The 20,835-nt window shown below is 63.9% G+C and carries 16 protein-coding genes and 2 pseudogenes; 5 read left to right on the plus strand and 13 right to left on the minus strand.

All coding sequences use genetic code 11. The features are described from left to right. Positions 1-98: 98 nt before the first annotated feature. Positions 99-1,421, minus strand: coding sequence for a TIGR00366 family protein (locus tag D0B32_RS21665; protein WP_117336361.1), 1,323 nt, complete (start codon positions 1,419-1,421; stop codon positions 99-101). Between the two features lie 317 nt (positions 1,422-1,738). Continuing rightward, positions 1,739-2,653, minus strand: coding sequence for a LysR family transcriptional regulator (locus tag D0B32_RS21670; RefSeq protein WP_117336362.1), 915 nt, complete (start codon positions 2,651-2,653; stop codon positions 1,739-1,741). A 192-nt stretch (positions 2,654-2,845) separates the two neighbouring features. On the opposite strand from D0B32_RS21670, the gene D0B32_RS21675 reads away from it, so the two are divergent. Then, positions 2,846-3,904 carry an aldo/keto reductase gene (locus tag D0B32_RS21675; protein WP_117336363.1) on the plus strand — a complete coding sequence of 353 codons (1,059 nt, stop codon included), beginning with the start codon at positions 2,846-2,848 and terminating at the stop codon, positions 3,902-3,904. 198 nt (positions 3,905-4,102) lie between these two features. Here D0B32_RS21675 and D0B32_RS21680 read toward each other — a convergent pair whose 3' ends face one another. From D0B32_RS21680 to D0B32_RS21730, 11 genes are all read right to left on the minus strand, one after another. Beyond that, on the minus strand, positions 4,103-5,290 hold the full coding sequence (locus D0B32_RS21680) for a porin (protein ID WP_117336364.1): 1,188 nt from the start codon (positions 5,288-5,290) through the stop codon (positions 4,103-4,105). Positions 5,291-5,658: 368 nt separating this feature from the next. Next, positions 5,659-6,684, minus strand: coding sequence for a substrate-binding domain-containing protein (locus tag D0B32_RS21685; protein ID WP_117336365.1), 1,026 nt, complete (start codon positions 6,682-6,684; stop codon positions 5,659-5,661). A 218-nt stretch (positions 6,685-6,902) separates the two neighbouring features. Then, positions 6,903-7,847 carry a ribose ABC transporter substrate-binding protein RbsB gene (gene rbsB, locus D0B32_RS21690; protein ID WP_117336366.1) on the minus strand — a complete coding sequence of 315 codons (945 nt, stop codon included), beginning with the start codon at positions 7,845-7,847 and terminating at the stop codon, positions 6,903-6,905. 201 nt (positions 7,848-8,048) lie between these two features. Then, a complete protein-coding gene (locus D0B32_RS21695) occupies positions 8,049-9,002 on the minus strand; it encodes an ABC transporter permease (protein WP_117336367.1) in 954 nt (317 codons plus the stop codon). A gap of 70 nt (positions 9,003-9,072) precedes the next feature. Next, the gene (locus tag D0B32_RS21700) at positions 9,073-10,590 is read right to left on the minus strand and encodes a sugar ABC transporter ATP-binding protein (RefSeq protein WP_117336368.1); all 1,518 of its coding nucleotides are present in this window, start codon (positions 10,588-10,590) and stop codon (positions 9,073-9,075) included. 91 nt (positions 10,591-10,681) lie between these two features. Continuing rightward, the gene (gene rbsD / locus D0B32_RS21705) at positions 10,682-11,080 is read right to left on the minus strand and encodes a D-ribose pyranase (RefSeq protein WP_117336369.1); all 399 of its coding nucleotides are present in this window, start codon (positions 11,078-11,080) and stop codon (positions 10,682-10,684) included. Then, positions 11,077-11,967: a ribokinase gene (rbsK, locus tag D0B32_RS21710; protein WP_117336370.1), complete on the minus strand. Its 891-nt coding sequence runs from the start codon at positions 11,965-11,967 to the stop codon at positions 11,077-11,079. Before rbsK ends, rbsD begins: the two co-directional genes overlap by 4 nt. 214 nt (positions 11,968-12,181) lie before the next feature. Beyond that, positions 12,182-12,958, minus strand: coding sequence for a glycosyltransferase family 2 protein (locus D0B32_RS21715; protein ID WP_117336371.1), 777 nt, complete (start codon positions 12,956-12,958; stop codon positions 12,182-12,184). Between the two features lie 123 nt (positions 12,959-13,081). Then, positions 13,082-14,425 carry an NAD(P)/FAD-dependent oxidoreductase gene (locus D0B32_RS21720; protein ID WP_259295088.1) on the minus strand — a complete coding sequence of 448 codons (1,344 nt, stop codon included), beginning with the start codon at positions 14,423-14,425 and terminating at the stop codon, positions 13,082-13,084. A 97-nt stretch (positions 14,426-14,522) separates the two neighbouring features. Further along, a complete protein-coding gene (fabG, locus tag D0B32_RS21725) occupies positions 14,523-15,239 on the minus strand; it encodes a 3-oxoacyl-ACP reductase FabG (protein WP_117336372.1) in 717 nt (238 codons plus the stop codon). 12 nt (positions 15,240-15,251) lie between these two features. Next, positions 15,252-15,512, minus strand: coding sequence for a phosphopantetheine-binding protein (locus tag D0B32_RS21730; protein ID WP_117336373.1), 261 nt, complete (start codon positions 15,510-15,512; stop codon positions 15,252-15,254). Positions 15,513-16,032: 520 nt separating this feature from the next. On the opposite strand from D0B32_RS21730, the pseudogene D0B32_RS21735 reads away from it, so the two are divergent. The 4 genes and pseudogenes from D0B32_RS21735 to D0B32_RS21750 form a co-directional block, all read left to right on the plus strand. Continuing rightward, positions 16,033-16,665, plus strand: a pseudogene (locus D0B32_RS21735) (hypothetical protein); the annotation flags it as partial. Positions 16,666-17,091: 426 nt separating this feature from the next. Beyond that, entirely contained in the window at positions 17,092-18,990 is a 1,899-nt protein-coding gene (locus tag D0B32_RS21740) for an AMP-binding protein (protein ID WP_117336780.1), read from the plus strand. Continuing rightward, positions 18,987-19,934: pseudogene (locus D0B32_RS21745) on the plus strand (acyl-CoA synthetase); the annotation flags it as partial. The gene D0B32_RS21740 and the pseudogene D0B32_RS21745, both read left to right, overlap by 4 nt. A gap of 186 nt (positions 19,935-20,120) precedes the next feature. Beyond that, positions 20,121-20,819, plus strand: coding sequence for an outer membrane lipoprotein carrier protein LolA (locus D0B32_RS21750; RefSeq protein WP_117336375.1), 699 nt, complete (start codon positions 20,121-20,123; stop codon positions 20,817-20,819). The last annotated feature ends 16 nt before the right edge of the window (positions 20,820-20,835 follow it).

A 20,835-nucleotide genomic window follows, 5' to 3' on the forward strand; every position in this document is an offset into this window, starting at 1 on the left:
TTTCGTTGCTCAATTTCGGGCCGCCCGCTGTTTGCCGGCTGGCCCTTGCGGGTCTGTCCGTGAATCGACCATGAAGCGAGCAGCCAGTGTGACAGCCTCTAGAACAGATACAAGCCCGCCACGAACACCACCCCCGAAAACAGCAGCGCCGTGACGCAATAACCCATGATGTCGCGCACGCCGAGCCCTGCGATCGCCAAGGCCGGCAGCGCCCAGAACGGTTGCGCCATGTTGGTCCACGCCTCGCCGTAAGCGATCGCCATCGCCGACTTGCCGAGGTCCGCATGCAACGCCTGCGCTGCCGGCATCACGAACGGGCCCTGCACCACCCAGTGACCGCCGCCGCTCGGCACCGCGAAGTTGATCACCGCCGAACTGAGGAACGCCAGCAACGGAAAGGTATGCACGTTGGCGATATCGACGAACCAGTTGGTAATCACGCCGGCGAGCCCCGAGTGATCCATCAGCGCCTGAATGCCGGCATAAAACGGAAACTGGATCATGATGCCGGCGGTGCCTTTGGCAGCCGCACCCACGGCGCGCGCATAGGCCATCGGCGTTTTGTGCAGGACCATACCCGCGGCCAGAAATACCAGGTTGACCGTATCGATGTCGAGCACGAAGCCCTTCTGCACCGTGCGCACGACCAGAAACACCGCCACTGCGAGCGCCACCAGCATGGCCAGCAGACGGCTCTCTTCGAGACGCTCGGCCAACGTCGCATTGGCCGACAGCGTACGTTCGACGGTGGGCGGGTCTTCGAGCAAGGCGGGATCCACGGCCACCACGTCCTCGGGCTTCGGCACCATCAGGCGGGCCAGGATTGGCAGCAGCACGATCAGACCGAACGTGATGAAGGCGTTATAGCCCGTGAAGAGCGTATGCGAGACCGGAATCAGGCCGATGGTCTTTTCCATCGGATTGCCCTTGGTGGCCGCGACGAGCGGCACCGAACCCGACAGGCCGCCGTGCCACGTGAGGAAGCCCATGTAGGCACTGGCGACCAGCAGCCGATAGTCGGTGCCCTGCACGCGGCGCGCCACTTCACGCGCGAGCATCGCGCCCAGCACGAGTCCGAAGCCCCAGTTGATCGCACATGCCACCGAGCCGCAGAACGCCACCAGCATCACCCCTTGCCCCGGCGTGCGCGCCGAACTGGCAAGCGCCACCAGCAGGCGCTTGACCGGTCCCGAACTGGCGAGCGCGTGTCCGGTAACGAGGATCATGGCCATCTGCATCGAGAAGGCCAGCAGGTTCCAGAAGCCCGCGCCCCACTCCATCACCAGTTCGGCGGGGCCCTTGGGCGTGAGGCCGAAGGCCAGCACGAAGGTGCCGATGGTCAGGAAGATCGCGAAGATCAAGGGATCAGGCAGGACCCGATGCACCACCTGTGTAAAAAACCGCGAGATACGCTGGATCAACTTGGCTACTCCTCGAAACTTATGTTGTTTTTTGATGAATACGGGGCGCCGCGCGGGCGTACCGCGTGCCTGCAGGAATCTCCCCGCTGCAGGATCGTCGGCGCAGTGTTTGACTGCTGTGCGCGGGCGGCTGCCTGCCCTTTGGATCAGGCGGCGATTCTTGCATAAATCCCGCTATCGTTCTTGTTAGCTGCGCAAAAGATAAGGAGGCTCGGGGTCCGCATTTGCACGCTCGTTTGCGTGCTCATTGGCGTACTCATTTTGCACGCCGGTAAAAGCGCGAGACGACATGCAGCGCGCCGGGTCACTCCCCTCCATCACTGCACGATGAACGGCAGCTTGAGCATATCCAGAAAAGCCCTTGCCACCGGCGTGGCCGGTTCGCCATCGCGGCCCTTGAAGACGGCGGCCAGTTCCCAGCACGGCTCGTCGGCTTCGCACAGCGTGGCGAGCGCGATGGGTGCGCCGCGCGTGTCGCGCACGCGGGCGGCCGCCACGGATTCCGGCACCATCGCCACCGCGAGACCCTGCGCGGCCAGTTCCAGCAGCATCGGCATATCGTTGACTTCGAAACCCGTGCGGCGTTGCAGGCCGGCGGCCGCGAAGCTGCGATCGACGAGCCGCCGCACACTCCAGTCCGGCCGCAGATCGGCGAAGATTTCCGTACTCAGATCGCCGAGCGTGAGCTCGCGCTGCCCCGCCAGACGATGCTGGCGCGCGCAGACAATCACCATGCCCTCGCAGGCGAACATCTGGCATCCAAGGTCGTCGGGCGCGGGAATGGTGGGCTGCGTGAAGGCGAGATCGATGCGCCCCTCCCGCACTTCGTCGATCAGCGCGCGCGAACCATCGAGTGTCAGTTCGATATCAATGCCACCAAAGGCGGCCCGAAACTGCCCGAGCGACGCCGGCAGATCGATAAACGGTGCAAGCCCGTGAATCGCACCAATGCTGAGGCGCCCGCGTGCGAGACCATGCACCTGGGTCACCGCATTGCGCGCCTCCTGGGCGGCGGCGAGCACCCGGCGCGCTTCGGCGAACAGTACCTCGCCCGCCGGAGTCAGCGCCACGCGGCGCGTGCTGCGCACGAACAGGGGTCCACCCAGGTCGTCCTCCAGCGAACGGATCGACGCGGACAGTCCCGACTGCACCAGATTCAGACGCCGTGATGCACGGGTGAAATGACGTTCTTCGGCGACCGCCACGAAATGTTCGAGCTGCTTCAGGTCCACGATGTACGGCTCCTTGACTGGCTGAATGATTCAGCATTCACAGCGCTTAATTTAAGCATATATTTCCGTTGGAACGATAAGTGAATCTCCGCTATCGTCAATGGCTCGCATGCTTCTGATGGCACAGCGCTTGCGCGTCTGTTCGGGCTTATCCGCGTCGCTACCTCGTCGATACACAGGAGATTGATTGACATGGAATATCGTCAACTTGGCCGCTCAGGCCTGAAGATTTCGACCATCACCCTCGGCACCATGACAATGGGCGGCAAGGGCAAATTCGCCAGCGTCGGTGAGGTGGGTCTCGAAGAGGCGCGTCGGCAGATCGATATGTGCCTCGACGCCGGCGTCAATCTGATCGACACGGCGGATGTCTACTCGGCGGGGGCGTCCGAAGAAATCGTCGGCGCGGCCTTGGGCGGCAAGCGCAAAGGTGGCGTGCTGCTCGCCAGCAAGGCGCGCTTCCCGATGGGCGACGGTCCGAACGACCGCGGCCTGTCGCGCCATCATCTGATCGAGGCGTGCGAAGCAAGCCTGCGGCGCCTCAAGACCGATGTGATCGACCTTTACCAGGTGCACGAATGGGACGGCCTGACGCCGCTCGAAGAGACGCTCGAAGCGCTCGACCTGCTGGTGAAGCAGGGCAAGATCCGCTACGTAGGCTGCTCGAACTACTCGGGCTGGCATCTGATGAAAGCGCTCGGCATCAGCGAGCGCGATCGTCTGCCGCGCTTCGTGAGCCAGCAGATTCACTACACCCTCGAAGCGCGCGAAGCCGAGTACGAACTCGCCCCCATCTCGATCGATCAGGGCCTCGGCATTCTGGTGTGGAGTCCGCTCGCGGGCGGCCTGCTTTCGGGCAAGCATCGCCGCGACCAGTCGCCGGAAGGCACGCGTCAACTGGCCGGCTGGACCGAGCCGCCGATTCGCGATGCCGAGCGCCTCTGGTCCATCGTCGATACGCTGGTCGAAGTCGCGGAGGAGCACAACGTTTCGGCCGCGCAGGTCGCGCTGGCCTGGACGCTGGGACGCCCCGCGGTGAGTTCGGTCGTGATCGGCGGTCGCAACGAGAAGCAGCTCAGCGATAACCTCGGCGCCGCCAACCTCACGCTAAGCGCCGAGCAACGCGCACGGCTCGACAAGGTGAGCCTGCCGCCCCTGCTCTATCCGTACTGGCATCAGATGCGCACCGCCAGCGACCGGCTCGGCGCCGCGGATCTGTCGTTGATCGCGCCACATCTCAAGGAGTCTTGATGAATCGCGGCGGTGGGTTTTGCGCGGACGTGCAGGAAGCACGTCTAGCCATTATCGGAATCCACCGTCTGCTGGCCACGGTCTCTTGACCCGCCGCGCAAAACAAAACCGGTTGTCCGTCCACACGGGCAACCGGTTTTTTCATGTGCAGCGAAGCACGCTCGCAGGCTGCCGTACGACAGTCCGCCAACGCCAGGCTTAGAACTTGTGCCGCAGACCGACGCTCACGAGTTCCTGCGTGTTGGTGCCGCCATAACCATACGAGCCCACGGAAGCCTGTGCGGCCACCACGCCCGTACCTTCCGCATCCAGCGTTTCGCCGCTGGCATGCTGCCATGCGCCGACCAGATAAACGTCGGTACGTTTGGACAGGTTGTAATCGACACCCGCTGAGACCTGATGGTAGGTCGCGCCGGTATCGCCGCTCGACTTGGTGTAGCTATATCCGACGCCCACCAGCAGGGCCGGCGTGGCCTGATAGTCGAGGAAACCCTGACCCGTGTTGTACTTCTCGGTCGAGGCAAAGGCCGACTGGCCATCCGACTTGTACTGCGAATTGCTGTAGCCCGCGCCGAATGTGAACGGTCCGAGTATGTACTGGCCGGCCACCCGCGCGATGTTGATGGACCGCGCGGTCTGATAACCGAGGTTGATGAGCGAGCCGTCGAAGGTGCCGTCCGAGGTACCGCCCCAACCGGTGCCTCCCGTCGTCGACGGACGCACGAGACCCGTGACCGACGGATTATCCGCGACGAAGTAACCGGCCGCGATCGAGAACGGGCCGTTGTTATAGGCCGCGGCTGCCGACCACGTCTGTCCTGAGCCGGTTTGCCCCGCTACGCCGCCGAACGCATACATGCCTTCGACCTGCAAACCGGAGAACACCGGCGAGACGTATTTGATGGCGTTGTTGGTGCGCGAGCTGTTGTCGTAGTTATCGACGTCCCCGGCGGTGGCGAACGTGCTGCCGAAGTAGTTGTCGGCCGTGATGCCCTGCACGAGATCGACCAGCGGATCATATTGGCGGCCCAGCGTGACGGTGCCGTACTGATCCGCGGAGAGGCCCACGAATGCCTGGCGACCCCACAGGCGGCCGCCCTGTGCAAGCGATCCCGTGGAAGGATTAAAGCCGTTCTCCAACTGGAAGATGGCCTTCAGTCCGCCGCCCAGGTCTTCCTGTCCCTTCAAGCCCCAGCGGCTACCGGACAGGTCGCCATTACTGGCATTGCCGATCGACCACTGATTCTGCCCGGCCGCATTGGCGTTATGAATGAAGGTCACCGCGGTGTCGATCGTTCCGTAAAGCGTCACGCTGCTTTGAGCATGCGCGGCGCCGGCAACACCAAGCAAGGCGAGCGAGAGGCTCGACAGGGCTATTCGTTTCATCATTTCTCCGGGAGGTCAATGACTCGGTTATTGCGTCAATGACAATAGCGCTTTGCACTCTTCCAGAATATAAAAAAAGATTCCTGTCGCAAAAACGTCACACCCGCTCAGCCTTGCGGCGCAAGGCGTGCCAGTACTATTGCGATAGTGGAAATACTTAATTGAGACAAAAGATAAGAGTGGCCTGCGCGCCGAGGCGAGATCCGGCACGGTAATGAATGGCTGGCAATTCTTCATGCAATTCGTAAGCGGCGCATTAAAGCATAACGAATGCCAGATATAGCGCTGCTTTCAATTCCGGAGAATGCAGACAAAGCGGATTAAATACGCAAAACCGGAATTCGATCTTCTTAATTTGTGCCAGATAATCAGTCGCCCCGGCCTTGCACACCCCGATAATGGATGTGCGCCGGCACCTGTAGCGATTCGAATGCGGCATTGCCTTCGAGCAAGGCGAACACGCAGCGCAGGCTATGCTCGGCGAGCTGCCGGCTGTCCTGCACGATGGCGTCAATGGAAAGCGGCAGGCAGTCGAGCAGTTGATGATCGTCGAAGGTCATCAGGCGGCGCGGCGCCTCGCCAAGCTTGTGCGCCTCGTTCATGAACGACAGCACCCCTTCCAGCAAGGTGATGGACCCGGCGAACAGCGCCTGCGGATACCGCCCGTGCGTCTCGAACCAGGCCTGCATCAGCGCGTGTCCTGATTCACGCTGATAGTCGCGTTGATGCACCCAGTCCGGTTGTTCCGTGAGGCTGTGTTTGGCCAGCGCCTGCCGGTAGCCCGCCAGGCGGTCGCGGCTCGCCGAGAGTTCCGGCTGACCGCCGAAGTACACCACCTCGCGCGCGCCCTCTTCCAGCGCGTTGCCGACGAGCGTGGCGACCGTCTCCGTCGCATCGGTCACCACGTAGGGGATGTCGCTGTCTTCCACGCGGCGATCGGCGAACACCAGCGGCAGGCGCTTGACCCACTTCTCGTAACGCCGCGCGTCCGCGGTACACGGCACCACCACCACCCCGTCCACCTGATGCGAAACGAGGTGGGCAATGCCTTCGGTTTCGCGCACCGGGTCTTCGTCGCTCGTCACGATCACCAGTTGATAGCCGTACTGTTCGCGGCATTGCCACTCCATTGCCTGGGCGAGCGCCGAGTGCGCGGAGTTGGTCAGATCGGGAATCACGAGGCCGATCGTATTGCTGCGCCGCGAGCGCAGCGCGCGCGCCGATTGCGACGGCGTGAAATGATGGTCCTTCGCAACCTGCAGCACGCGTTCGACGGTGGCGGCGGAGATGCGATAGCGCTCGGCATAGCCGTTCAACACCATGCTCGCGGTGGTGCGCGAAACGTTCGCGAGGCGAGCAATGTCGTCAATGGTCAGACGCTCGAACTGGGACACGCTGGCTTCCTGGAGACAAAGATGTCGACGCCTTCAACCACGCCAGTCCGCCAGCGTTCACTGCCATGACGGCGCAGCAAGCGGAGCACAACCGCGATCGGGGAAGGGAGAATGCCGCCACACCAGTGAACCTGGGTGGCGGCCCGCACGGCTTCACGCGTTGATACTAACGCTGATATCAGTGCCAGATGGTACTACGGGGAAGAACGGCTGAAAACTTACTGCTTGTAGAGGTTCAGCGGCACGGGGATGAACTTGTCCACCGGCTGGCCGTCCACCAGCTTCTTCGCGGTGTCCACGCCGTACTGGCCGATCAGTTCCGGCTGCTGCTGCACGGTGGCAGCCATCGTGCCGGCCTTCACGGCGGCGATAGCGTCGTCGGTGGCGTCGAAGCCCACCACGGCCACGTTCTTCAGACCGGCAGCCTGCAGCGCCTTGACCGCGCCCAGCGCCATTTCGTCGTTCTGCGCGAACACGCCCTGGATGTCCTTGTTGCTCTGGATGATGTTCTCCATCACCGAGAGGCCCTTGGCGCGGTCGAAGTCAGCCGGCTGCTTCGTGACGATCTTCACGCCGCCCTTCGCTTCGGCTTCCGTATCGAAACCGGCGCCGCGCTCGTTGGCTGCGGACGAACCCGGAATGCCCTGCAGTTCGACGATATTGCCCTTGCCACCCAGCTTGTCGACCAGGAAGTCGGCCGCCATCTTGCCGCCCGCCTTGTTGTCCGACGCAATGTGCGAGCTGACTTCAGCGCCGTTCACGCTGCGGTCGAGCGAGATCACCTTGATGCCCTTGTCCGTCGCTTCCTTCACGACGTTCGCCACGGCCGACGAATCGGTCGGGTTGATCAGGATGACGCTGACCTTCTTCTGGATCAGGTCTTCGACGCTGGCCTGCTGTTTGGCCGGGTCGTTTTGCGCATCCACGGTGATGAGGGTCACGCCGTCTTTCTTCGCTTCGTCTTCCGCACCCTTGCGCAGCGAGACGAAGAACGGATTGTTGAGCGTCGAGATCGACAGGCCGATCGTGACGGCACCGCCGGCGGCCGGCGCGGACGCGTCGCTGGCCGCCGCGGCGGCCGTGGTGTCCGGACCCTGCTTCGAACAGGCAGCGAGACCGACGACGAGCAATGCAGCGGCGAGCGGCGAAATCATCTTTTTCATTGTCTTCCTCCTGATACCCGCAGTTAGCGTGTGACGGGCATCCGTTAGTGGTACTACGCGGCTAAAACCGCGCCTGGGTTAAAAAATCGGTTCGGGTTGTTGCTTGTACGTTGTTGCTTGTGCGTTGTCACGTTCGGCCGGTGCGTGGTGCCTGCGCAAGAGCCAGGCATTGCGACGCACGCGGCCGGCAAGACATGCCGCTTATTTCTTGTTGCCGCGATCGATCAGCACCGCGAGCAGAATCACACCGCCCTTGATGACCTGCTGATAAAACGACGACACGTCCATCAGGTTCAGACCGTTGTTCAGCACGCCGATCAACAGCGCGCCCACCAGCGTGCCGAAGATCCAGCCTCGGCCGCCCGTCAGGCTCGTGCCGCCCAGCACCACGGCGGCAATGGCGTCGAGTTCGTAGCCGGTGCCGGCGGTCGGCTGCGCGGAGTTCAGGCGCGAGGTCAGCACCACACCCGCGAGTGCCGCCATCACGCCGGAGATCGTGTACACCCACAGCTGCACGCGATCCACCTTGACGCCCGAGAGCTTGGCCGCCTCGGTGTTGCCGCCGGTCGCATACACATGACGGCCGAACACGGTCTTCTTCAGCACGAACCAGAACACCGCGAACATCACCAGCATCAGCACGACGGGAATCGGCACCAGACGCGCCACGTAGCCGCCACCCAGCAACGAGAAGAAGTCGCTATTGAAGCTGCTGATCGGGCTGCCGTTCGAGACCACCAGTGCCAGGCCGCGCAACACCGTCATCGAGCCAAGCGTGGCGATGAACGGCGCCACCTTGCCCTTGCTGATGACGAGCCCGTTGGCAAGCCCCATCACGCCACCCGCGACGATGCCGGCGAGCGTCGCAACGCCGGCCGAGGTGCCGCTTTGCATGAGACTCGCGATGATCACCGACGACAGCGCCAGCACCGAGCCCGCCGACAGGTCGATGCCGCCCAGCAGGATCACGAGCGTCATCCCGAACGCGATCAACGCGTTGATCGACGCCTGGCGCATCACGTTGAGCAGGTTGTCGAGCGTGAGGAAGCTGGGGCTGATGATGGACAGCCCCACTGCGATGAGCAGCAGCGCGATGAACGGGCCGAGCTTTTGCAGCGTGGCCTTGGTACTGGGGGTCATGGTTAAGGTCGCCATATCGTGTCTCTCGATGTCTGCGGCACGGGCCGCGGTCGCATGTTGGGTTGAGCCGTTCGGGTCGGGTCGCTCAGGCGGTTGCCGTGACGGATGTGGCAGACGTGGCGTCCTTGCCGCCGGTCGCCGCGGTCATGATGATTTCCTGGGTGGCGCTCGCCGCCGCGAAGATGCCGTTCTGCCTGCCCTGATGCATGACGAGGATGCGGTCGCTCATGGCCAGCACTTCAGGCAATTCCGAGGACACCATCACGATCGCCACGCCCTGCGCAGCCAGTTGATTGATGATCGTGTAGATCTCCGCCTTGCCGCCCACGTCGACGCCGCGCGTGGGTTCGTCCAGCAGCAGCACCTTGGGCGGCTCCGCGAGCCACTTGGCGAACACCACCTTCTGCTGGTTGCCGCCGGAAAGCGACTTGACGTCCAGTTCGGCGTCGCGCGTGCGGATGCGCAACTGTTTGATCAACTGCGCCACGGCATTGCGTTCAGCCGTGTCGTTCACCACGCCAAAGCGCGCGTAGCTGTCCAGATGCACGAGCGTGGCGTTTTCGCGCACCGACATGCCGAGCACGAGCCCCTGGCTCTTGCGGTCTTCGGTGACGAAGCCAATGCCCGCGTCGATGGCGGAGGACGCATCGCGCACATCGAGCGCGTGGCCATCCAGCGTGATCGAACCGGCGGTCTTGCGATTCAGGCCGAAAATCGTGCGCAGGATTTCGCTGCGGCCCGCGCCCATCAGACCGGCCACGCCGAGCACTTCGCCCGCGCGCACGTCGAAGGAAATGCCTTCAATCTGGCCGTCGTCGGCGAGTCCTGATACCTTGAAGCGCACCTCACCCGGCGCGTGCTCGCGCTTCGGAAAACGCTCGCCCAGTTCGCGGCCCACCATCAGACGCACGACCTCGTCGAAGCTGGTCGACTTCACTTCGCGTTCGCCGACGAAGTGGCCGTCGCGCAGCACGCTCACCTTGTCGCAGATGCGGAAAATTTCTTCCATGCGGTGCGAGACGTACACCAGCGCCACACCGCGCGCCTTCAGCGCGAGCATGATCTCGAACAGCGTTTCGATCTCGCGATGCGTGAGCGCCGCGGTCGGCTCGTCCATCACCAGCACGCGGGCATCGAGCGAAAGCGCCTTGGCGATTTCCACCAGTTGCTGCTGCCCGATCGACAACAGCCCGGCTTCGGTCTGCGGATCGATGCGTTGCGCGCCGACCATGTCGAGCCATTTGCGCGCCTGCTTTTTCATGGCTGCGCTGTCCACCACGCCGAAGCGGCTCGGCTCACGACCGAGGAACAGATTCTCCATCACCGAGAGTTGCGGAATCAGGTTCAATTCCTGGTGGATGATGGCAATGCCGGCGCGCTCGGCGTCGACGGTGTCGCGAATCTGCGTCGCCTTGCCGTCGATGAGGATTTCGCCGGCGTCCGCCTGATAGACGCCGCTCAGAATCTTCATCAAGGTTGATTTGCCGGCGCCGTTTTCACCCATCAGCGCATGGATTTCTCCCGCGCCGATGTTGAACTCGACACCCTCCAGCACGCGCACCGGGCCAAACGCCTTGCCGATGCCTCGCATGGTCACTTGCATGACACGCCTCTCTCAAGAAAACGCCCTGCGACCGCGCGGTTGGCAGACTGTGGCAGCGATGCCAGAGCCATAACGGCGGCGCAGAGGGCGCTCAAAATATCACGCCCGAATGCAGGATCACGTTCGCGTACGGGCTGCATTCGCCCGTGCGAATCACGGCCTTCGCGCGCTGGCAGAGGCGCTTGAATTCTTCGTGCGGCACGTGATCAATCGTGATGTGCGCCTCGGCAAGCTGCGCCGTGCGTTCTGCCACGGCGGCGTTTTGCGTTTGCGCTTCGGTGGCGAACACCGCGCGCTCGGCCTTGAAGTCGGCCAGCACGCTGTCGAGCACCTCGAAAAACCCTGGTACGCCGAGCGTCAGCGACACGTCAATGCATTCGACGCCGTCGGGAACCGGCAGACCGCAATCGGCGATCACGAGGCTGTCGGTGTGGCCCATGCCCGCCATCACGCGGGCGATGTCACGATTCAGATGTCCGAGTTTTTTCACGCTTGAGCCTGCAGAAACTGTTCGAGTTCGGCGAGCGTCGGCATGCCGCCCTGGGCGCCCGCCCGTGTCACGGAGAGCGCACCCGCCGCATTCGCGCGGCGTACCGCTTCGGCCGTGCCGAGATGCCAGAAAGCGGCCAGCGCGCCGTTGAAGGTGTCGCCGGCGCCGGTGGTATCCACGGCGTCGACGCTAAAGCCTGCCTGATGCACCAGTTCGCCATCTGCGGTGGAGTAGTAGGCGCCGTCCTTGCCGTGCGTCATCGCAATGCGGCCCGGCATGCGCTGCAGCACTTCGGACCAGTAGGCCTCCGGCGTCTGCAAGGCAGTAGCGAGTTCGTGTTCGTTGGGGGTGAGGAGCGTGGTGAGCGCGATCAGCTCATCGGACAGTGCAACCGCCGGCGCCGGATTCAGGAAGAACGGCTTGCCGTGGCGACGCGCCAGTTTGCCCGCATGCAGGACCGTCGCAAGTGGCACCTCGAGTTGCGCGAGCACGACGTCCGCGTCGGCAATCGCCGCCTCGGCGCGGTCGATATCCGTGGCGCTGAGTTCATGGTTGGCGCCCGGCACCACGACGATGGCGTTGTCGCCACCGGTGAGCGTGATGCAGGCAATGCCGGTGGCTTCCTCGCCCGTCGAGATCCAGCGGGTGTCGATGCCCTCGCGTTGCAGCGTGGTTTTCATCTGCGCGCCGAACGCGTCGTTGCCCACACAGCCGATCATCGTGACCTCGGCCCCGAGACGCGCCGCCGCGACCGCCTGGTTGGCGCCCTTGCCGCCCGGAAAGGTGGAGAACCGCGTGCCGAACAGCGTTTCGCCGAGCCGCGGAAACGTTTCGGTTGCGACCACCATGTCCATGTTGATGCTGCCCACCACTACTACGCGCGCCATACCGCTCCTTCTGACCGCCGGACTCGCGCTTTCGCGCGATGTTGATTTTTTGCCGTGCTAAAACGTAATCAGCTTGGGAACGGATTTATACCAGAGGGATTCCCCGGAGGGAAGATACCCAGGGTAATACCTGATACGGCGTCAGGGTGGGGATGGGATGAAAGGCGCTGAAAGAAACAACGCGGCAGCGCAGGGAAGATGCCGCCGGGGCGGACTAGCTGCTGCGTCTTTGACTCAGCCGCAACGGCAGCAGTCTGGGCAGGCGCAGCAGGAAGCCGCAGAAGAGCCGCAGATGCATCCAGGCCAGTAGCAGGTTGTCGCGCACGTAGTTGAAGTGCGAAACGCCGCCTTCGTCCGCGCGGAAATAGCGCACGGGTGAGGTGATATTGACGGGCCACACGCCTTCCCAGCACAGCCGCACGGCCGCTTCCGGATCGAAGTCGAAGCGGCGCATCCACGTATGGCGGCGCATCAGCGTACGCAGCGGGGCGACGGGGTAGACGCGAAAGCCGTACAGCGAATCGCCGATGCCGGACCACAGTGTTTCCAGATGCACCATCCCGTTCGACAGACGCCGCCAGTACACGCGGATGAGCGGCGCCTTGTCGTCGAACTTCGGCAGGCCGAGCACCATCGCGCCCGGTTGCGCGCGTGACGCCGCCATGAATTCCCCGATCAGATCGGCGGGATGCTGGCCGTCCGAATCCATCGTCAGGACGTGTGTGAAACCGAGACGCGCAGCTTCGTCGAGTCCGGTCAGCACCGCACTGCCCTTGCCCTGATTGTGCGGCAGCACGATCACGCGCAACCCCGGGTCCTGCTTCGCCATGCTCAACAGACGCTCAGTACTGCCATCCGTACTGCCGTCCACCACCACCCACACCGGGTTCCAGTTGGCGCGCGCGTTGCGCACGGTTTCATCCACCTTGACGCCGGGGTTATAGCTCGGAATCAGAACCAGATGGGTCGACGATGGGCTGGTGTGGGGCATGGAAAACAGCGTGGCTCAATCAGGATTGCAATGTTTCGGGATGCGAACGAAGCGGCGAACTGACGGCAATCCCGGCGCCCGTGTGACATTGACGAAACGTGCTGGCGTGCTTCATTCTGGACGTCAACCGTTTGCCGTCATCTGGCCGTCGTCGCGTTCGCGCAGATTACGGCGCCGCGCCCGCCAGGCCTGCCAGGTACGCGGGGCGGTGAACAGCACCGAAACGTAATACACGCCCTTGAAGAGCCGCAGCGAACGCCAGATGGGCGTGTCTTCGAAAATGTCACCGGCCAGCAGCGAGAGCAGCGCTTCCTTCATGCGCAGCACGTTGCGCGGGCCCATGAAGAGCGCACGCATGGCTGGCGAGGTCATCCGGTAGATAAACCACGAGAAGGCTTGCGGGCCATGCCGCAGACGCTTGTCGAAGCGCTTGAGCGCGGCGTCGGCGCGGGCCGGATCGCGCAGGCAGACATCAATTGCTTCCGCGCCTTCAAAGGCGCTTTGCATGGCCAGCATCACGCCCGATGAAAACACCGGGTCGATGAACGCAAACGCATCGCCGAGCAGCAGAAAATTTCGGCCGTGCGTGAGTGAGCCGGTGTACGAGTAGTTGCCGGTCGCCTCGACCTTGCTGATCATGTCGGCGTCCTTCAGACGCTCGGCGAGCGGCGCGCACAGCGCGATCGTGTCGAGGAAAAAGTCTTCCAGCGAGCGCCCCTTGGGACGGCTTTTCAGATGATACGGCCACACCACGGCGCCAATGCTCGTGGTGCCGTCGACGAGCGGAATGAACCAGAACCAGCCGTGCTCGAACCAGAACACGGTGATGTTGCCTTCGTGCTCGCCGGGGTTGCGATGTGCGCCGCGAAAGTGCGCGAACAGCGCCGAACTGTTGTGCTTCTCGTTGCGCTTCTTGCTCTTGAACTGGTTGGCGAGCAGCGTGTCGCGGCCCGACGCATCCACCACGAAGCGCGCGCGGTATTCGACCTCGCGGCCGTCGTCGTGACGGGCGCGGATCACGGCGCCGCTGTCGTCGGGCAGAAACGCCACGTCGCGCGCGTGGCAGCCTTCCAGCACCTCGACGCCACGTGAGCCCGCATGTTGTAGCAACAGATGATCGAGTTCGGAGCGGCGCACCTGATACGCGCCAGGCATCGACTTGTCCCAGGCCTCGGCGAACAGGAAGCGCTCCATGCGATTGTCGTGCTGGGGCGAAACGAACTCCGCGCCCAGTTTGACCATGCCGATGGCGCGCACCTGGTCGCCCACACCGAGCCGGTCGAACAGCCGCAGGTTGGCCGGCAACAGTGATTCGCCAATATGAAAGCGCGGATGCCGCGCCTTTTCGAGCAGCCGCACGCGGTAGCCGCGTTCGGCGAGCAGCGCGCCGGCCGTCGATCCGGCGGGTCCACCGCCAATCACGATTACGTCGCACGGTGTCGTGTCAGCTTGCATTGCTTCGGCCATCGCTTCCCTCTGGATATGCTGGAGACTGACGTTGTTGCGGGTGTCGTTGCAAATCGTGTCGTTGCAAATCACATGCCCATGCCGCTGCGCGCTTACATCACGCCATGCCGCCGTTGATCGACATGACCTGGCCGGTCACATACGCCGCTGCATCCGAAACGAGGTACGCGACCATCGCCGCCACTTCGTCCGGTTGCCCCGCCCGCTGTGCCGGGACGATCTGCTTGATGCGTTCGGGCGCGAAGGCGGAGTCGGCCATCGGCGATTCGATCACGCCCGGCGCCACTGCGTTCACGGTGATGCCGCGCGAAGCGAGTTCGAGCGACAGCGCTTTGGTCGCGCCGATCAGACCGGCCTTGGCTGCCGCGTAGTTTACCTGGCCACGATTGCCCATCACGCCCGCCACCGACGCCATGTTGACGATGCGCCCCCAGCGGGTGCGGATCATCGGCATGAGAAGCGGCTGCGTGACGTTGAAAAAGCCGTTCAGCGACACGTCGATCACGCTGCGCCATTGTTGCAGCGTCATGCCGGGCATCGGCGCATCCGCGTGGATGCCCGCGTTGTTCACGAGGATCTGCAACGGCGCGCTTTCGAGTAAACCTTTCAGTGCGGCGGCGGTGGCCTCGGCGTCGGTGACGTCGAAAGCAATCGCATGCGCGTTGCCACCCGCCGCGACGATGCTGGCCACCGTTGCTTCGGCCTGCGCGATGCCGCGGTTGGCATGCACCCAGACCTCGTGGCCCGCCTGCGCGAGCGCCACGCTGATGGCCTGCCCCAGCGCGCCGCTGCCGCCTGTCACCAGCGCTCGCATGGTGTCTCCCGGTTACTTGACGCGATGCGCCGCAACGTAAGCGGCGAGCGAGCCGAGCGAGGCGAAGATTTTCTGGTTGTCCGGATTGTCCGAACGCAGCTCGAAGCCGTACTTCTTCGAGATCAGCAAGGCGATCTCGAGGATATCGATCGAGTCGAGCCCAAGCCCGTCGCCATACAAGGGCGTCGCGGCGGACAACGTGTCGAGTTGCACGTCTTCGAGATTCAGTTCGCCGACGATCAACGCGGCGAGTTCTTCTTCCAGTTTATTCATTGTGTGTACGCCGGGTTTGCTGCCAGTGGGAAAGTGCCAGGAGACCCGTCTGGGTTCCTCGCGGACGGCGCCCAGGTGCCCCCATGCCCCGTCGCAATGGCAGTCAGCCCGGTTTATTCGAGATTGTAAGTCTGGGGGCGATTCTAGACGAAGCGGTCCCAGGTCGTATACCGGGAAAGGGTTACACGACGTTGTGCGGTCTCGCCGCCGGCCAATTAGAGACGACGGCCCAAAACCGCACGGGCGCTGGGCGGCACCCGCCAGGCTAGAATTGCGGCCACCGCGCAGCTCGGGCGCGGCCAAACAAAAGGTTACAAACCGGGCCGCGAACCTCGCGTACCCTGCCGGTCTGTGATTCGCGCAGCTTTCAGGCCCGAATAATGCGTGGCGTCCAGAAAGCGGATTCCGCCTCTGGCGCCATTCATGTGATGAAAGAACAGGCTGATAAAACATACCCATCTATGCAGCGTTTTTTTTCGGTTTCAAGTGTGATGTTCGGGGTGGCGTCATGCGTTCGCTGATGCAGCTCGGGCCGCAATTCGCGCGCGGCGCCGCCACCTGTGGCGCGTTCGTCGCGTGCGAGGCCGGCACCCACTACGCGGCCAGCACGCCCGGCGCACAGGGGCTCGGCCTCATGGTGGTGGTCGCGCCGCTGCTCGCCATCGGGCTCGCGGCGGCGGCGCGCACCTCGCAGCGCGTGTGGCTGCTGCCCCTGTGGGTGCTGGGCTGTGTCGCGCTCTGGCTGTTGCGCGCGCCGCTCGGCCGCCATTTCGCGTGGGGCGCCTACTTCGAGCATCTCGCCATCAATCTGGTCATGGCCTACGTCTTCGGACGCACGCTCGCCGCTGGACGGCGCCCCCTGTGCAGCCAGTTTGCGGCCGTCGTGCACGGCACGCTCACGCCGGCGGTCGAGCAGTACACCCGTCAGGTCACCGTTGCGTGGACCGTGTTCTTCTTGACGATTGCGGGCGTGTCCACGTTGCTGTTCGCGGTGTCGTCGGTGGTGGTGTGGTCGACCTTTGCCAACTATATGACCCTGCCGCTGGTGGCGGTGATGTTCATTGGCGAACACGTATGGCGACGCGTGGCGTTACCGGAGATGCAGCGCTCCAGTCTGCTTGCCGTGGTGCGCGCCTGCCGGGAAACCCTGCAACGCAATGAGCCGCAACATGAGCCTCGCCATGCGCAGCAGAATGGGAAACGGAGTGGCCAACTCAGTGGCCAACTCAGTGGTCAACTGGGCGCGCGGCTCGGTACGCCAGCCGCCGCGCAACGTCCCATGCGCGCGGCATTGCATGCGCGGCCGGAGCGTGTGCAATGAGTGTGCGTGCCTCGTGATCCCGAGCGGTGACCACATATAAGAAAGCACCTCATGACCACTTTTAATAGACCACGCTCGATGACTCAAGTTGAGTGAGCCCCAATAAGAAATGCGTTCATCGGCAGGCCCCTTGAATGCATTCAATGAACAGGCGCCACAGATGGCGCCGATAAACGGCCGCAAAGAAGCGGGATGCAATGTCCGCGGCACCCGCCTCACCCGGTGCGCGGATTGACGATGATGGCCTCGATTGACGGTATGCCGAGTCTTCCTCTGCTGTTTCACACCTCGCAGGATCAGACCATCGCCTGGTGCGATGGCGCTCCGGTGCGCGTACGCGAATTCCTCGCCGACGTGCGGCGCGTCGCGCAGGCGCTGCCCGCGGGCGGCCACGTCTTCAACATGTGCACGGACCGGTATCGCTTCGCAGTAGGACTGTGTGCGTCGATACTCGCCGGCAAGATCAGTTTGCTGCCGTCCGCGCACACACCGGAAGCGGTGCGCCAACTCGCGGCGTTCGCCCCCGATACCTTCTGCCTGCACGACAGCGCGACCTGCAGCGTGGCACTGCCGCAGTTCCGGTTTCCCGAGGCGAGCCACGTTGGCGCGAAGTCAGATCGCGCTTTAAATGCGCTTTCAACCGCGAGCGGGTCCGAAGAGGAAGACGACGAATTCGTCGTGCCGCATATCGACGCCGCGCAAACCGTCGCCTGTCTTTTCACCTCCGGTTCGACCGGCGTGCCGGTGCCGCATGCCAAGAAGTGGGGCTTTCTCGTGCAGTGTCTGCGGACCTCGGCCGCGCGTCTCGGCCTGGCGGAACGGGGGGCGTGCACGCTGATCGGCACCGTGCCGCCGCAGCACATGTACGGCTTCGAAAACACGGTGCTGCTCGCGCTGGTGGGCGGCTGCGCCTTCAGCAACAGACAGCCGTTCTACCCCGGCGACATCGCCAGCGAACTCGGCGCGCTGCCGCAGCCACGCGTGCTGATCACCTCGCCCGTGCATCTGCGCACGCTGATGCTGGCGGGTCAAGCGTTGCCGCCGGTCGCGCTCACCGTGTCCGCGACCGCGCCGCTCGCCCAGGATCTCGCCGCACAGGCCGAGACCGCGCTGCACGCGCCGTTGCTGGAGATTTACGGCAGCACCGAAACCGGGCAGATCGCGACGCGCCGCACGGCGCACGAGGTGGCGTGGCGGCTGTATCCCGGCGTGCGGCTCGAAAAACGGCACCGGGCTCGCCCCGCGGCAGAGGTCGACGCACACCTTGGAACGCAGCCTGAAGCACAGCGCATCGCTCAGGACGAGCGGGCCGATGACGCGGACGACAGCGCGATCTGGGTATCCGGCGCGCACGTCGAGGCGCCCGTGCCAATGGGCGACGCCCTGGAACCGCTCGACGACAACCGCTTTCTGCTGCATGGACGCAAGGCCGATCTCATCAATATCGCGGGCAAGCGTACGTCGCTCGGCTATCTGAACCATCAATTGAATGCGATCCCCGGCGTGGTGGATGCGGTGTTCTTCATGCCCGATGACACGCAGGGCAGCGCGGGGCCGCTGCGGCATGGCGAACTGGTGACGCGTCTGCTCGCCTTCGTAGTGGCGCCTGGGCTGGCCGCCGCCGAGCTGCAACGCGCGCTGCGCGAGCGCATCGACGCGGCCTTCATGCCGCGTCCGCTGATCTTCGTCGACGCGCTGCCACGCAACGCGACCGGCAAGTTGCCACGTGACGTGCTGACGGCTATGGTCGCTCAGCATACGGGCGCTGCGCGACTTCGCGTCCCGGATGCGAAGGGTGCTGCCAGCGTTAGCGGTGTTCCGGAGCCCGCCGCCCTCACCTTCACGATCCCTGCGGATCACCCTGCGTTGCCCGGCCATTTCCCCGGTCAACCCATCGTGCCCGGTGTGGTCCTGCTGGATCACGCCATCACGATGATCGGCGCGGCGCTCGGGCGCTCGCTCGATCCCTGCCGTCTCACCTCGGCCAAGTTCCTGCATCCCGCTGCGCCCGATCAGCCGCTCACGCTGAGCTTCGAGGTCGCTGCGAGCGGCGCGATCCGCTTCACGATCAGCGCGGCTGGGCGCACGGTGGCAAGCGGCGTACTGGCCGCGCCGCAGTCCGCCAGCATGAGTTCACACGACACGGTGGCCGCATGAAACGCCCTGCCTGGACCCAACGCAAGGAGCGCAGCAATTTGCCGCTGATGCGCTTCATGACATGGCTGTCGCTACGCCTCGGCCGACGCGTGAGCCGCATCGTGCTGCTGCCCGCAAGCCTCTATTTCATGCTGGCCTCGCCTGCTGCCTGCCGCGCCTCGCGTGCGTATCTGTCGCGCGCACTCGGACGCCAGGCTTCCTGGTTCGATGTGCTGCGTCACCTGGTGGTGTTTGGCGCGACCATCCACGATCGCATTTATCTGCTCAACGAACGGTTCGATCTGTTCGATCTGCGTCTGCACGGCCAGAACATCGTCAGCGAGACGCTGGCGGCGGGACGTGGCGCGTTCCTGATCGGCGCGCACCTGGGCAGTTTCGAAGTGGTACGCGCGATTGGCCGCACGCGGCCCGACATGCGCGTCGCCGTCACGATGTACGAGGAGAACGCGCGCCGCATCAATGCGATTCTGGCGTCCATCAATCCCGCCGCGAAGCAGGACGTGATCGGGCTCGGCCAGGTGGATTCGATGCTGAAGGTGCGCGAGTATCTCGACACGGGCAGCATGATCGGCATTCTCGCCGACCGCACCCTGCTCGGCGACGCCCGCGATTCCATGCAGTGGATCGATTTTCTCGGCAGCCCGGCCGCTTTTCCGCTCGGACCGCTGCATATGGCAGCCATGCTCAGGCGTCCGGTGATCTTCATGACGGGCCTGTACCGCGGCGGCAATCGCTACGATATCCACTTCGAAAAGCTGGCCGACTTCACGCATCTCGAACGCGCGGCACGCAGCGCCGAAGTGCAGGCCGCGCTCACCCGCTACGTGGCGCGTCTTGAGACACACTGCCGCAGCGCGCCGTATAACTGGTTCAACTACTTCGATTTCTGGCACACCGAGCAGGCGCAATCCGCCGCGAATGTGGCCAGCGTCGCCAAACCGGGCGGCGTCCGGGCAAGCGGTTCGGGTCCTACCGGCACCGAGGACGTATCGCCTGAGGGCAACGCTGCCAATGTGGCGAACGTTGCCAACGGTACGTCCGCCACGACGGTGTCGTCCGCAACCGAAACGCCCCCGGCGATCAAGACCGCCGCCCCCGACCTGACCTCTCACAGTGGGAACGCCTGACGCATGAACGCCGCACGTCCCTTACCCTTCGTCCCGAGTCTTTTGAAAGCCTGTACGCTGAGCGCATGGCTCGCGTGCGCGCTGCCCTTTGCCGCGGCGAATGCGGCCACGAACGGTGCTGCAAGCGGTGCTGCAAGCGCTGCTGCGGACGCCGCCCATCCAGCCAGCGTCGCAGCCTCGGGCTCGGCATCCGGCTGGACACTCGACCGCCTGATGGCCACGCTCGCGCAAAAGAAGTCCGGGCAGGCGAGCTTCGAGGAGACCAAGTACCTCGCCATTGCGACGGAGCCCGTGAAGTCCACTGGAACGCTTTCGTTCGTCGCGCCGGATCACCTGGAAAAGCGCACGGAGAATCCCAAGCCGGAAGATCTGGTGGTGGATGGCGACAAGCTGACGATCGACCGCAACGGCCACAAGTACACCCTCGCGCTCACGCAATATCCGGAGCTGTCGGCCTTCATCGAAAGCATTCGTGCCACGCTTGCCGGCAACCGCTTTGCGCTCGAACAGGTGTACAAGGTTGCCGTCACGGGTAGCGGCGACGACTGGACGCTCACGCTCACGCCGCTCGATTCGCGCATGCAGGAGAAAATCAACACCATTACGTTGACGGGCACACGCGATCTGTTGCACACGGTCGCAATCCAGCAGGCCGATGGCGATCATTCGCTGATGCGTCTGCAAAACGGTACGGCTAACTAATGAACGCGCCGCGAGA

The sequence above is a fragment of the Paraburkholderia sp. DHOC27 genome (assembly GCF_003429005.1).
GTDB lineage: Bacteria > Pseudomonadota > Gammaproteobacteria > Burkholderiales > Burkholderiaceae > Paraburkholderia.